Genomic DNA, 13,924 nt, shown 5'->3' with positions numbered 1-13,924 from the left:
CCTGGGAACTTCCCAGCGACGCCCAACTCCCGCCCTACGCGCGGGTGAAAAGAGCGTGTCCGTGTGGTGGCGTAGGTGCGCGGGAGCCCGGGGTGTCCACATCCCGGACGGGCCGTGTCATTGGATGGGACGAACGGTAGGGTGCCGACATGTCTCGCAGCATCAATCTCGCAGTGATCCCCGGAGATGGGATCGGCCCGGAAGTCGTGGCCCAGGGGCTCAAGGTCCTCAACGCCGTCCTCCCGCAGGATGTGAAGCTGGAGACCAAGGAGTACGACTTCGGCGCACGGCGCTACCACGCCACCGGGGAGACCCTCACCGACGCCGACCTCGCCGACCTGAAGCGGCACGACGCGATCCTGCTCGGCGCCATCGGCGACCCGTCCGTACCCTCCGGCGTCCTGGAGCGCGGCTTCCTGCTCAAGCTCCGCTTCGCCTTCGACCACCATGTGAACCTGCGCCCGAGCAAGCTCCTGCCGGGCGTCGCCACCCCGCTCGCCGGTCAGCCCGAGATCGACTTCGTCGTCGTCCGCGAAGGCACCGAGGGCCCCTACACGGGCAACGGCGGCACCATCCGCCAGGGCACCGAGCACGAGGTCGCCACCGAGGTGTCCGTCAACACGGCCTTCGGCGTGGAGCGCGTGGTGCGCGACGCCTTCGCCCGCGCCCAGGCCCGGCCGCGCAAGAAGCTGACGCTGGTCCACAAGAACAACGTCCTCGCCTTCGCGGGGCACCTCTGGACCAACGTCTTCAACGCGGTGGCCAAGGAGTTCCCCGACGTCACCACGGACTACATCCATGTGGACGCGGCGACGATCTACCTCGTCACGGACCCGGGCCGCTTCGACGTGATCGTCACCGACAACCTCTTCGGCGACATCATCACCGACCTCGCCGCGGCCGTCTCCGGCGGCATCGGCGTCGCCGCCTCCGGCAACATCAACCCCGCCCGCGCGTTCCCGTCGATGTTCGAGCCGGTGCACGGCTCGGCGCCCGACATCGCGGGCCAGGGCAAGGCCGACCCCAGCGCGACCGTGCTCTCCGTCGCCCTGCTCCTGCGCCACCTCGGGTACGACACCGAGGCGACCCGGGTCGAGGAGGCCGTCTCCGCCGATCTCGGCGCCCGCGGGACCTCCGCGCGCAGCACCGACGAGATCGGCGACGCGCTCGCCGTACGGGTGGCGGGCTGACCCGTCGGCAGGGCGTCCGCCCTTCCCGAGCCCTGCGTGAGGCTCCCTCGAAGCCGCCGGGTCCCCGTGGACACCCGGCGGCTTCTCGTAACCGGGCGCCGGGTGTCACCATCGGATCCCAGGGGCCGCAGATCCCGCCGTTTCGTCCACGGAACCCCACGAGCGATAATCGGACGTGGGGCCGCGAAGCGGCGCACACCCGTACGACGTGAGCACCACGCGCGTACGGCTTGAGTGAGCGCGGTCCGTCACACACGAAACCGGTGAAGGACACGCAACCATGACGACGCCCACGATCGAGCTGAAGCCCTCCTCGACCCCGGCCCAGGCCGCGGAGCGCGAGGCGGTGCTTGCCAACCCCGGGTTCGGCCGCCACTTCACCGACCACATGGTGACGATCCGCTGGACCGAGGGCCGCGGCTGGCACGACGGCCAGCTGGTGCCCTACGGCCCGCTCTCGCTCGACCCGGCGACGAACGTCCTGCACTACGCGCAGGAGATCTTCGAGGGCATGAAGGCCTACCGCCAGCCCGACGGCTCGGTCGCCCTGTTCCGCCCCGAGGCCAACGCCCGCCGCTTCCAGTCCTCCGCGCGCCGCCTGGCCATGCCGGAGCTGCCCGTCGAGACGTTCATCGAGGCCTGCGACGCCCTCGTGCGCCAGGACATCGACTGGGTGCCGGGCCACGGCGGCGAGGAATCCCTCTATCTGCGCCCCTTCATGATCGCGACCGAGGTGGGCCTCGGCGTGAAGCCCGCCAACGAGTACCTCTTCGTGGTCATCGCCTCCCCGGCGGGCGCCTACTTCCCCGGCGGCGTCAAGCCCGTCTCCATCTGGCTCTCCGAGGACCGCGTGCGCGCCGTCCCCGGCGGCATGGGCGACGCCAAGACCGGCGGCAACTACGCCGCGTCGCTGCTCGCGCAGGCCGAGGCCGCCGAGAAGGGCTGCGACCAGGTCGCCTACCTCGACGCCGTCGAGCACAAGTGGGTCGAGGAACTGGGCGGCATGAACCTGTACTTCGTGTACGGCGACAAGATCGTGACCCCGGCGCTCTCCGGCTCCATCCTGGAGGGCATCACCCGCGACTCCCTCCTGAGCGTCGCCCGCGACCTCGGCTACACCTCCGAGGAGGCCCGCGTCTCCATCGACCAGTGGCAGGCCGACACGGAGAACGGCACGCTCACGGAGGTCTTCGCCTGCGGCACGGCCGCCGTGATCACGCCCGTCGGCACCGTCAAGGCGCAGCGCGGCGAGTGGACGCAGAGCGAGGGCCGGCCCGGTGAGGTCACCATGAAGCTCCGCGAGGCGCTGCTCGACATCCAGCGCGGCGTGCGCGAGGACCAGCACGGCTGGATGCACCGCCTGGGCTGAGCCCCCGCCTGACCCGTCCGCCCCGAGGGCCGGACCCGGCACCCCTGCCGGGCCCGGCCCTCGGTGCGTCCGGGCCCGCGCGGCCTAGTCCGGCTTGGGGGCCGCGGTGAGCGTCAGGCTCTCGGGCAGGGCCGCACAGGCGCGGCGGAAGGCGGCGGCGAGACCCGCGCGACCGGGCGTGCCCGGCCCGGCCGTCCAGACCTCAAGGCCGCGGTGCCAGGCGGCCACGAGCAGGTCGACGGCCAGGTGCGCGCACAGCGGGTCCGGGTCGTGCGCGCCGCCGCCGAGGTCGAAGCGGCGGACGACGACGTCCAGGGCGGCCCGCCCGGTGCGGTCGCAGAAGGCGAGGCCGTGCGCGTCCATCGACGGGTTGCGGGCGGCGAGGCGGCGGCTGAGCAGCACGCGGTGCGCCCACTCCTCGCCGGGCATCCGGTCGAGGGCGGCGAGCAGTGCGTCGCGCAGGAGCTCGCTCAGCGGACCGCCGTCGGGGCGGGCCCCGTCCAGCTCGTCGAGGAACACCGTCCACAGGTCGTGGAGCGGTGCCGTCGCCACGTCCTCCTTGCTGGTGAAGGTGCGGAAGAAGGTCCGCTTGGACACCTCGACGGCCTCGCACAGCTCGTCGAGCGTGACGTGGTCGAAGCCGCGCTCCGTGAACAGCTCCAGGGCCGTGTCGACGAGCGCCTGCCGGGTGCGGAGCTTCTTGCGCTCGCGCAGGGAGAGGGGGGCGTCGGCCCGGGCGGTGTCCATGACGGGAGTGTAGTCGGGTAGCCAATGCTCCTTGATGGCTTATGCCACTCAGTGGCACTATGGCCGCGTCGCACTCCCGTACTGGAAAGAGGTGCCCTCGTGCGCGCTCTGCTCGTCGACCCTTCCGCCCCCGCAGGTCTGCGCCTGGGCACCGCCCCCGACCCCGAGCCCGCCGCCCACCAGGCCCTGGTCCGGGTGACCGCGACCTCCCTGAACCACGGCGAGGTGTCCGATGTCGTGCCCGGCGCGGAGCCGGGCGCCGTGCCCGGCTGGGACGCGGCCGGGTATGTGGAGCGGGCGGCCGCCGACGGTTCCGGACCCGCGGCGGGCACCCCGGTGGTGACGGTGGGGGAGGCCGGGGGATGGGCCGAACTGCGGGCGGTGGACACCGGGTTGCTCGGCGCCGTGCCCGAGGGCGCGGACCTCGGCGCCCTCAGCACGGTGCCCGTCGCCGGGGCCAGCGCGCTGCGGGCCCTGCACCGGATCGGGCCCCTGCTCGGGCGGCGCGTCCTGGTCACCGGGGCGACGGGCGGCGTCGGGCGGTACGCGGTGCAGCTCGCCCGGCAGGGCGGCGCGCACGTCGTGGCCACGACCGGGAACCCGCGGGCGCACGGGGAGCGGCTGCGGGAGCTCGGCGCGCACGAGGTCCTCGCCGACCCCGCCGACGCCGGGCCGGACGTGGACGGGGTGGTGGACCTGGTGGGCGGGCGGCAGCTCGTCGCCGCGTACGGCACGCTGGCGGCCGGGGGGACGCTGGTGTCCGTGGGGCACGCGGGCGGCGACGGCGAGCACTTTCCGTACGGGGCGCTGTACGGGAACCTGGGGCGGCACGACCGGGCGGTCGTCAGCTTCTTCCTGCTGGGCGGCGGCGCCCCGCTGGGGCGGGACCTGGCCTGGCTGGCCGGCCGGGTCGCCTCCGGCGCGCTCGACGCCGGGGTGGCGTGGCGGGGCCCCTGGAGCGAGGCGGCCCGGGCGGCCGAGGCCCTGCGCGAGCGGCGCCTGCACGGCAAGGCGGTCCTGGACCTGGCGTAGGCCCGGGTCCTCAGGCCCGACCGGCGTTCGAGGGCGGGGCCGCGGGCCGCTCCGCGGAGGTGCGAGGGGGCGGCGTCCCCTCGGCCGGGGAAGGGGCGGGCCCGGGCTCGCTCCGCGAAGGGGCGGGCCCGGAGCACACCGCGTAGGCGGCACCCCCCACCGCCCCCGAGAGCAGGAAGCTCACGTCGACGCCGCCCGTCAGGGCCAGCAGGGGCCCCTCGTAGGAGGGCAGGGACACCGAGAGCAGGCCCACCGTCGCGCCGAGCGCCCACGCGGCCGTGGCCCCCGGGTGCCAGCCGCCCCGGAACCAGTAGATCCCGCCCCGCGCGCGGCGGTTGAAGACCTGGAGGGCGTCCGGGTCGTACGCGCCGCGGCAGCGTGCGAAGCCGATGAGCGTGATGACGGCCCAGGGCGTCCCGATGGCCGTGAGCAGCAGGACGAACGACGTCATCGCGTCCTGCGCGGCCCAGGCGAAGTGCCCGGCGAACACGCACCCCGTGGCGACGGCCGCCACGGCGCACGTGGCCCGCGCCCGCGACGCCCGCGGCACGATCGCGTCCAGGTCGAGCCCCATCGAGTACAGCATCAGGCCCGCGTTGCCGACGGACCCGGCGGAGGCGGCGAGCAGCAGCGGCACCAGGTACCAGCCGGGCGCCGCCGCGACCAGCGGCCCTGCGTAGTCGAGCGCCGCCCGCGCCGCGTACGCGGTGAAGGTGCCGAAGAGCTGCGGGACCAGGAGCCCCACGACCAGGCCCAGGCAGGTCGCCCGCAGGACCGGCCCCGAGGAGTGCCGGGCGGGGGACACGTACCGGGTGTAGTCGCCGAGCAGGGTGATGAAGGCGATCGGTCCGGACAGGCCCGCGGCCACCAGGGCGAGGGTCCAGGTCGGCCAGAGGGAGCCGAGCGCGTAGCCGCCCGCTTTGGGCACCGCGGCCGTGGTGAAGTCGGGCGCGTAGGCCGCGACGCCGAGGGCGAGGAGCGCCGTCATGCCGACGGCGAGCACGCGCGACAGGCGCAGCAGCACCTGGTAGCCGTACACGGCCCCGCCCACCGTGGCCGCCGCGAGCAGCGCGTAGACGACGGTGTAGGTGAGCCCGCCGGCGGGCAGCCCGCACAGCCGGTGCAGGGTGCCCACCATCACGTCGCCGCCGATCCACAGGGTCAGCGCGGTGTAGCCGAGCGAGAGCAGCAGGCCGACCACCGAGCCGACGAGACGGCCCCGGACGCCGAACTGGGCGCCGGAGGACGTGGACAGGTTCGTGCCGGTGCGCAGCGAGACCAGGGCGAGGGGTGCTGTCAGGGCGGTGCCGACGAGCGTGCCCGCGACCACCGCCGTCACGGACTGCCACCAGGTGAGGCCGAACGACACCGGCAGCCAGCCGAAGACGATCACCCCGAGGCAGAGGTTGGAGCCGAGGAGGATCGTGACCACGTCCCGGGGGCCGCTGGTGCGCTCCTCCTCGGGGACGGTGTCGACTCCGCGCTGTTCGATCGGCATGAAGGGCCCCTGACGCTGTCGCTCGACGGAAGGTGGGGATGGACGCACCATGTGTTTGAGTGGCGTTCAATGTGGGGTATGCCGCATCGCGAGGTCAATGGGTGGAGCTTTCGCGTTCTCAAAACTTTGCTTAGAGTGGCGCTCAAATCTGCTCGTGCCCCTGCGGGGCGCGAGTGCCACCCGGAAGTGAGGTGTGCGGTGTGCGACTGACCCCGACCGAACGCGACCGGCTGCTGCTCTTCGGCGCGGCCGAGCTCGCCCGGGCCCGCAGGGCGCGCGGGCTGCGGCTCAACGTGCCCGAGGCGACCGCGCTCATCGCCGACACCGTGTGCGAGGCGGCGCGCGACGGCGCCCGGCTCGCCGAGGCCGTCGAGCGGGCCAGGGCCGTGCTCGGCCCGGACGACGTACTCCCGGGCGTCGCGGACGTGGTGACCGAGGTGCACGTGGAGGCCGTCTTCGACGACGGCTCCCGGCTCGCCGTCGTGTCCCGGCCGATCGGCGACGGTGCGGGCGCCGGCGAGGGCGACCGGGCGCCGGGGGCCCTCCTTCCCGGGCCCGCGCACGCCGACCCCGCGCCCGTCGTGGAGCTCCGCGTGCGCAACACCGCCACCGTCCCCGTCTCGGTGACCTCGCACTTCCACTTCTTCGAGGCCAACCCCCGGCTCGACTTCGACCGCGCCGCCGCGTACGGCATGCGGCTCGCCGTGCCCGCCGGGTCCTCCGTGCGCTTCGGCCCCGGCGAGCGCGTCGACGTCGGCCTCCTGCCGATCGGCGGCGACCGCGTCGCGATCGGCTTCGCCGGCCTGGTCGACGGCGCCCTCGACGCGCCGGGCGCGAAGCAGGAGGCCCTGCGCAGGGCCGCCGCCTGCGGCTACCTGGGGGCGAGGGCATGAGCATCGACCCGTACGCGTACGCCGCCACGCACGGCCCCCGCGCCGGGGACCGGGTCCGGCTCGGCGACTCCGGCCTGACCGTCCGCGTGGAGTCCGACGCACAGCGGTACGGCGACGAGTTCCTCGCCGGATTCGGCAAGACCGCCCGCGACGGACTGCACCTCAAGGCCGCCGCCGTCCGCGACACCTGCGACGTCGTGATCAGCAACGTCCTGGTCATCGACGCGGTCCAGGGCATCAGGAAGGTGTCCATCGGGATCCGGGAGGGCCGGATCGCCGCGATCGGCCGGGCCGGGAACCCCGACACCCTCGACGGCGTGGACGTCGTCGTCGGCACCGGTACGTCCATCGTGTCCGGCGAGGGGCTCATCGCCACCGCCGGAGCCGTGGACACCCACGTCCACCTGCTGTCGCCGCGCATCATGGAGGCCTCGCTCGCGTCCGGCGTCACCACGGTCATCGGCCAGGAGTTCGGGCCGGTGTGGGGCGTGGGCGTCAACTCGCCCTGGGCGCTGCGGCACGCCTTCAACGCCTTCGACGCCTGGCCCGTCAACATCGGCTTCCTCGCCCGGGGTTCGTCCTCCGACCCGGCGCCGCTGGTGGAGGCGCTCGCCGAGGGCGGGGCGTCCGGCTTCAAGGTGCACGAGGACATGGGCGCCCACACCCGCGCCCTCGACACCGCGCTGCGCGTCGCCGAGGACCACGACGTCCAGGTCGCCCTGCACAGCGACGGCCTGAACGAGTGCCTGTCGGTCGAGGACACCCTCAAGGTCCTGGAGGGGCGCACCATCCACGCCTTCCACATCGAGGGGTGCGGCGGCGGCCACGTACCGAACGTCCTGAAGATGGCGGGCGTGCCGAACGTCATCGGGTCCTCCACCAACCCGACCCTGCCCTTCGGCCGCGACGCCGTGGCCGAGCACTACGGGATGATCGTCTCCGTCCACGACCTGAAGACCGACCTGCCCGGCGACGCCGCCATGGCCCGCGACCGCATCCGCGCGGGCACCATGGGCGCGGAGGACGTCCTGCACGACCTGGGCGCCATCGGCATCACCTCGTCCGACGCCCAGGGCATGGGCCGCGCGGGCGAGACCGTGCGGCGCACCTTCGCCATGGCCGGGAAGATGAAAGCCGAGCTCGGCCCCATGGACGGCGACGGGCCGGACGACGACAACGCGCGCGTCCTGCGCTACATCGCCAAGCTCACCCTCAACCCCGCCATCGCGCACGGCCTCGCCCACGAGGTCGGCTCGATCGAGACCGGCAAGCTCGCCGACGTCGTGCTGTGGCGGCCCGAGTTCTTCGGCGCCAAGCCGCAGCTCGTGCTCAAGGCCGGATTCCCCGCCTACGGCGTCGTCGGCGACCCGAACGCGGCGACCGACACCTGCGAACCCCTCGTCCTCGGGCCGCAGTTCGGGGCGTACGGCGCGACCGCCGCCGACCTGTCCGTCGCCTTCGTCGCGCAGGCCGCCGTGGACCGGGGCGACGACCTCATGCCCACCCGGCGCCGCCGCGTCGCCGTGCGCGGTACCCGCGGCATCGGCCCCGCCGACCTGCGCCGGAACTCCCGTACCGGCGCCGTCGACGTGGACCAGCGCACCGGCCTCGTCACCCTCGACGGCGACCCGCTGCGCTCCGAGCCCGCCGACTCGGTGTCCCTCAACCGCCTGTACTTCCTCTGAGCCCCACCCACCGCCAAGGACCCCCCATGACGCTGTACATGCCCCCGGAGTGGGCCCCGCACGACCGCACCTGGATGGCCTGGCCCGGGCCCAACACCACCTTCCAGGACCCGGCGGACCTGGACGCGGCGCGCCGGGCCTGGGCCGCCGTCGCCCGCGCCGTGCGCCGCTTCGAGCCCGTCACCCTGGTGTGCGGCCCCGGCCAGAGCGCGTCCGCCCGTGCGCTCACCGGCCCGGACGTGGAGCTCGTCGAGCGGGAGCTCGACGACGCCTGGATGCGGGACATCGGCCCCACCTTCGTGCGCGACACCGCCACCGGGGGCCTCGCCGCCGTCGACTGGGTGTTCAACGGCTGGGGCGCCCAGGAGTGGGCCGCCTGGGAGCACGACGCGAAGATCGCCCGGCATGTCGCGGACCTCGCGGGCACCCCGGTGCACGCCTCCCCGCTCGTCAACGAGGGCGGCGGCATCCACGTCGACGGCGAGGGCACCGTCCTGCTCACCGAGACCGTGCAGCTCGGCCCCGAGCGCAACCCCGGCTGGACCAGGGAGCAGGTCGAGGCCGAGGTCCACGCCCGCCTCGGCACCACCAAGGCCCTCTGGCTGCCGCGCGGCCTCACCGCCGACTACCCCGGCCACGGCTTCGGCACCCTCGGCCACGTCGACATCGTGGCCGCCTTCGCCGCGCCCGGCGTCGTCCTCGTGCACAGCCAGCGGGACCCGGCCCACCCCGACTTCGAGGTCAGCAAGGAGGTCGCGGGCCTGCTGCGCGGGCGGACCGACGCCCGCGGCCGCGCCCTGGAGGTCGTCGAGGTGCCCGCGCCCACCGTCCTCGCCGACGACGAGGGCTGGGTCGACTACTCGTATATCAACCACTACCTGTGCAACGACGGCGTCGTCCTGTGCGGCTTCGACGACCCGCGCGACGAGCTCGCCGCGGGCATCTTCCGCCGTCTCTTCCCGCGCCGCACGGTCACCCTCGTCGACGCCCGTACGATCTTTGCCGGAGGCGGCGGCATTCACTGCGTCACCCAGCAGCAGCCAAGGATCTAGCGGCAGGAGCACCACGTGGCCGAAGCGAGCCCCTCGCGCAGCGCGCGCAGGAACGCGCCCCCGCGCGAGGACGTCCTCGCCGCGGCCATGGAGATGATCGCCGAGCGCGGCCTGGAGAAGCTCACCATGGCCGCGCTCGGCCGCGAGGTCGGCATGAGCAGCGGCCACCTCCTCTACTACTTCGGCTCCAAGGACGAGCTGCTGCTCCGCACCCTGGAGTGGAGCGAGGGACGGCTCGGCGCCCGGCGGCGGCAGCTGCTCGCCCAGGACACCCCCGCCCGCGCGCGCCTGGACGCGTACGTCGACCTGTACGTGCCCCAGGGCCACCGCGATCCGCACTGGACGCTCTGGCTGGAGGTGTGGAACCGCTCGCTCAACGCCGACGCGGGCGGCCGCGACCGGCAGGCCGCCATCGAGGGCGCCTGGCACCGCGACCTGGTGGCGCTGCTCGCCGAGGGCGTCTCGCGCGGCGAGTTCCGCGCCGTCGACCCCGACCGGGTCGCGACCCGGCTGCGGGCGCTCCTCGACGGTCTGAGCATCCATCTGGCGATCGGCCTGCGCGGCACGGACCGGCCCCAAGTCCTCGACCACGCACGGGAGTTCACCGACCAGACGCTGGGTGCGGGGCCGGTCGCGGACGCTTGACGGCCCGTCCAGGTTGTACGCGTTACGGCTGATTGACCCCCGCGCCCGGCGTGCGCTTGCATCCCCGATGGGCCCTGGCACCGGGCCGGGGACCCCTGCCTTCCGGGGGGAACGCATGGCCACAGACCAGCGCGGGAAGAGACGCGGCGCGGCCGGACGCGCGGCGGGCGGGAGCGCCCTCGCCCTGCTGCTCGCGGCCGCGGCCCTGCCCGCGGCCGTCGCCGCACCGGCGCCGCGGGCACCGGCGGGGGCCGCCGGAACCACGCGGCTGATCAGCGCCGCCGTCGACGGCGGCGCGGCGAACGGCCCCTCCGGCAACCCGGTCGTGAGCGCCGACGGCCGCGTCGCCGCCTTCACCTCGCAGGCGAGCAACCTCGTGCGCGACGACACCGACGACCGGGCGGACCTGTTCGTACGGGACCTGCGCCGCGGCAGGACCCAGCGGATCACGGACCCCGGCGGCGAGCTCTCCGCACCGGCCCTCAGCAAGGACGGCCGCTACCTCGCCTACACCGCGCAGGACGGCGACACCACCGCCGTGGTCGTCCGTGACCTGCGGACGGGCGCCACCGAGCGCGCCGACGTCGACCTGCCGATGCCGTTCGAGAACGGCTCCGCGCCCGCGCTCTCCGCCGACGGCCGCACCGTCGCCTTCACCGTCGACGACACCGACTTCACCACCACCGGGGCCCAGGCCGTCTACGTGCGCGACCTGCGCGCCCGACGCACCGAGCGGGTCAGCTTCCCCGTCGACGGGGACGAGGACTTCCGCGGCTTCCGCGCCCCGACGATCAGCGCCGACGGCCGGAAGGTGGCCTACCAGGCCGTGCGCGGCACCCCGCCGCGCGGCGACTGGTCCGACGTCTACGTCCACGACCGCGACACCGGCGGCGAGACCCAGGCCGACACCACCTTCGACGGCAGCCCCGCGGACGGCGCCGCCACCGGCCCGCTGCTCAGCGCGGACGGCACCACGCTCGCCTTCACCTCCGGCGCCTCCAACCTCGTCCCGGGCCCGGACCCCAACGACAGCGTCAACCCGTTCGTCCGCGACCTGCGCACCGGCAGGGTCACCCGCGTCGACGCGGTCCTGCCCGGGCCCGAGGGCGTGCTGTCCGTCGACGCGGTCTCCGCCCACGGCTCGAAGCTGCTGCTCGACACCTGGCCGGTCCACACCGTCGACGACGCCGAGTTCCTGCGCGACCTGCGCACGGGCGCCAACACCCTGGTGTCGCCCGACAAGAGCGGCAGGCCAGCCAACGCCGTGGACGCCCGCATGGACGCCCGCGCGCGGACCGTCGTCTTCACCGGCTCCGACGACGAGGCCTTCGTGGCGGGCGACACCAACGGCGTCCCGGACGTCTTTGTCCGCACGCCGCGCTAGGAGGGCCCCGTAGGGGCGCGGGGAACTGCGCGACCCGCCACGACGAACCCGCAGGCGAGCGACGGCCCATCGCAGCCGTGCCAGCGCGACACCGAGAGGCAGCCATGAGTAACAGCGGAAGAGCGACCCAGCCGTTGTGCCGCACCGCGCTGAGCGTGGCCCTCCTCGCCGTCCTCGGCGCCACCGCCGCGCCCCCGGCCGACGCCGCCCCGCGGGCCCCGCGCACCGAACGCGTCAGCACCGCGGGCGACGGCGGCCAGCTCGACGGGCCCTCCGGCGACGCCGCGCTCAGCGGCGACGGCCGCCGCGTCGCGTTCGTGACGCGGGCACCGGGCCTCGGCTGCGCGCGGTACCTGCCCTGCCTGAAGGTCAAGGACCTGGCCACCGGCGCCCTGACCGGCATCGACCTCGGCGGCGGCCACCTCTACAGCTCGCCCCTGCTCAGCGCGGACGGCACCCGCGTCGCCTTCACGGCGGGCACGCGCTTCACGGCGCCCTACCTCCACGACACCGCCACCGGCACCACGCGGCGCCTGTGGCCCGAGAGCCCGCCCGGCTCCAACGAACTGGGCGCCGTGCGGTCGCTGAGCCCCGACGGCACGCACGTCGCGTACACCATCGGCAACCGCCACGGCACCCAGGGCTCCCGGCTCCTCTACGTCCGCTCCACCGCCACCGGCAGCGACGAGCTGATCTCGCCCGCGGAGGAGGGCTGGAAGGGCGCGGCGTCCGTGAACGGCGACGGCACCCGCGTCGCCTACCAGACCGGCGGCTACAGCGAGGGCCCCGAGGACACGGCGGACGTCTTCCTCAAGACGCGCGGCGCGGGCGAGCGCGTCCAGCTCGACACCGGCCTCGGCACGGCCGAACTGGTCCGGATCAGCGCCGACGGCCGCCGGGTCCTCTTCAACGCCCGGGGCGGCCTCTACGTCCACGACGCGCGCACCGGCACCACCGCGCGCGTCGCCGAGGGCCGCGCCCGATCGGCCACCGCGTGCGCCCGGCACGTCGTGCTCTCCCGGGCCGACGGCCTGCACCTGCTCGACCTGCGCACCGGCCGGGACGCGGCCGTCGGCCCGCCCGACGTCCGGGCGGGTGACGGCGCGGTGGCCGCCGACGGCAGCGCCGTCACGTTCGGTTCGGCGGCGCCCGACCTCGTCCCGGACGACACCAACGGCGAGGCCGACGTCTTCGTACGCCACACCCGATGACCCGACCGACCTGAGGGGAACGCCCCATGCGCGGACGCACCACACGCGGCCTGGCGGCGGCGGCACTCGCCGCCGCGCTCGGCACGACGACGCCGTCGGCAGCGGCGGCCGACGCGCGGCCGGACGGGCCGCTCACCGAGCGCGTGAGCACGGCGAGCGACGGGGCGCAGCTGGAGCGGGCGTCACAGCACGCGGCCATCAGCGACGACGGACGGTACGTGGCGTTCTCCACGAAGACGTCGGTGCCCGAGGGCTTCCCGGGCTGCGAGCAGCAGACGTACGTGTGCCTGGCCGTGAAGGACCGGGACACCGGCAGGCTCACCCGGATCGCGAACGGCGGCGGATTCGACTGGGGCCCGCCCGTGCTCAGCGGCGACGGCCGCCACATCGGCTACACCGAGGGCACCAAGGGCCCGTCGGCCCGCGTCGACGACCTGGCGACCGGCCGGAGCACCCTGGTGGCGTCGTCCGCCCGGATCCAGGACATCACGCCCGACGGCCGCTACGTCCTCTACACCTCCGGCGACGACCGCTTCGTCACCGACCGGTACGTCAACGTACGGGACATGGCCACCGGCGCCGTGGAACGGGTCGAGGGCGACGCGACCACCACCCGCTTCGGCGCCGCCTCGCTCAGCGCCGACGGCAGGTTCGTGGCCTACCAGAAGAAGGGCTCCGGGCCCGAGGGCGACGACGTCCTCGTCAAGGACCGCGCCACCGGCACCACCGTGCGGGCCGACGGGGGACTCGGGGACAGCGACGGGCAGTTCGTCCGGATCAGCGGGGACGGCCGCCGCGTCCTGTTCGCCGCCGCGGGCCGGACGTACGCGTACGACGTGCGCGGGGGCACGGCCCGGCAGGTCGCCGACGCGCCCGCGCGGTCCGCGAGCAGGGACGCGCGGTTCGCCGTCCTGTCCCGGGAGGGCACCGGCGGCGAGCGGCTCGTCCTGCTGGACGTCCGCACGGGCCGCCGCACGGCGCTCGCTCCCGGCGAGACCCGCGCCGGGGCGGTCACCGTGACCTCCGGTGGCCGCGCGGCCGTCTTCTCGTCGACGGCCTCCGACCTGGTGCCGGGTGACACCAACGGCACGTCCGACGTGTTCGTGCGCCGCCTCCGCTGACGTCCGATCCGGTGAGGGGGACGTGAACGGCGTGTCGGACGTGCCCCCGCGCGCCCCCGGAGCGAACAGTCGTGTCGGCAACCATCAGCGCCCGTAC

12 protein-coding genes are annotated in these 13,924 nt (G+C 74.7%); 10 read left to right on the top strand and 2 right to left on the bottom strand.

Annotated features, from left to right (window positions below):
* Nucleotides 1–149: 149 nt before the first annotated feature.
* Nucleotides 150–1,190, top strand: a complete 1,041-nt coding sequence (locus tag AC5WAM_RS12875) for a 3-isopropylmalate dehydrogenase (protein WP_366790059.1) — start codon at nt 150–152, stop codon at nt 1,188–1,190.
* A 280-nt stretch (nt 1,191–1,470) separates the two neighbouring features.
* Nucleotides 1,471–2,559, top strand: coding sequence for a branched-chain amino acid aminotransferase (locus AC5WAM_RS12870; protein WP_366790058.1), 1,089 nt, complete (start codon nt 1,471–1,473; stop codon nt 2,557–2,559).
* 84 nt (nt 2,560–2,643) lie between these two features.
* Here AC5WAM_RS12870 and AC5WAM_RS12865 read toward each other — a convergent pair whose 3' ends face one another.
* Nucleotides 2,644–3,306, bottom strand: coding sequence for a TetR/AcrR family transcriptional regulator (locus AC5WAM_RS12865; RefSeq protein WP_495522662.1), 663 nt, complete (start codon nt 3,304–3,306; stop codon nt 2,644–2,646).
* A gap of 99 nt (nt 3,307–3,405) precedes the next feature.
* Here AC5WAM_RS12865 and AC5WAM_RS12860 point away from each other — a divergent pair, with 99 nt between their 5' ends.
* Nucleotides 3,406–4,338: a zinc-binding dehydrogenase gene (locus AC5WAM_RS12860; protein ID WP_495522661.1), complete on the top strand. Its 933-nt coding sequence runs from the start codon at nt 3,406–3,408 to the stop codon at nt 4,336–4,338.
* Between the two features lie 10 nt (nt 4,339–4,348).
* Here AC5WAM_RS12860 and AC5WAM_RS12855 read toward each other — a convergent pair whose 3' ends face one another.
* Nucleotides 4,349–5,836 (bottom strand): cytosine permease, encoded by a 1,488-nt coding sequence (locus AC5WAM_RS12855; RefSeq protein ID WP_495522660.1) that lies wholly within the window; start codon nt 5,834–5,836, stop codon nt 4,349–4,351.
* 200 nt (nt 5,837–6,036) lie between these two features.
* Here AC5WAM_RS12855 and ureA point away from each other — a divergent pair, with 200 nt between their 5' ends.
* From ureA to AC5WAM_RS12820, 7 genes are all read left to right on the top strand, one after another.
* Nucleotides 6,037–6,729 carry an urease subunit gamma gene (gene ureA, locus AC5WAM_RS12850; RefSeq protein WP_495522659.1) on the top strand — a complete coding sequence of 231 codons (693 nt, stop codon included), beginning with the start codon at nt 6,037–6,039 and terminating at the stop codon, nt 6,727–6,729.
* On the top strand, nt 6,726–8,414 hold the full coding sequence (locus AC5WAM_RS12845; protein WP_495522658.1) for an urease subunit alpha: 1,689 nt from the start codon (nt 6,726–6,728) through the stop codon (nt 8,412–8,414). The genes ureA and AC5WAM_RS12845 overlap by 4 nt, the downstream gene beginning before the upstream one ends.
* Before the next feature lie 26 nt (nt 8,415–8,440).
* On the top strand, nt 8,441–9,466 hold the full coding sequence (locus AC5WAM_RS12840; RefSeq protein WP_366790052.1) for an agmatine deiminase family protein: 1,026 nt from the start codon (nt 8,441–8,443) through the stop codon (nt 9,464–9,466).
* An 87-nt stretch (nt 9,467–9,553) separates the two neighbouring features.
* On the top strand, nt 9,554–10,111 hold the full coding sequence (locus AC5WAM_RS12835) for a TetR/AcrR family transcriptional regulator (RefSeq protein ID WP_366790203.1): 558 nt from the start codon (nt 9,554–9,556) through the stop codon (nt 10,109–10,111).
* Between the two features lie 115 nt (nt 10,112–10,226).
* The gene (locus tag AC5WAM_RS12830; protein ID WP_495522657.1) at nt 10,227–11,495 is read left to right on the top strand and encodes a TolB family protein; all 1,269 of its coding nucleotides are present in this window, start codon (nt 10,227–10,229) and stop codon (nt 11,493–11,495) included.
* 104 nt (nt 11,496–11,599) lie between these two features.
* Nucleotides 11,600–12,706 (top strand): hypothetical protein, encoded by a 1,107-nt coding sequence (locus AC5WAM_RS12825; RefSeq protein WP_495522656.1) that lies wholly within the window; start codon nt 11,600–11,602, stop codon nt 12,704–12,706.
* Nucleotides 12,707–12,732: 26 nt separating this feature from the next.
* Nucleotides 12,733–13,827, top strand: a complete 1,095-nt coding sequence (locus tag AC5WAM_RS12820) for a TolB family protein (protein ID WP_495522655.1) — start codon at nt 12,733–12,735, stop codon at nt 13,825–13,827.
* Nucleotides 13,828–13,924: the final 97 nt, after the last annotated feature.

This window comes from Streptomyces sp. JLYT201 (genome assembly GCF_059448825.1).
The sequence above is the reverse complement of the archived record's forward strand: the minus strand, read 5'-3'. Positions and strand labels throughout refer to the sequence as shown.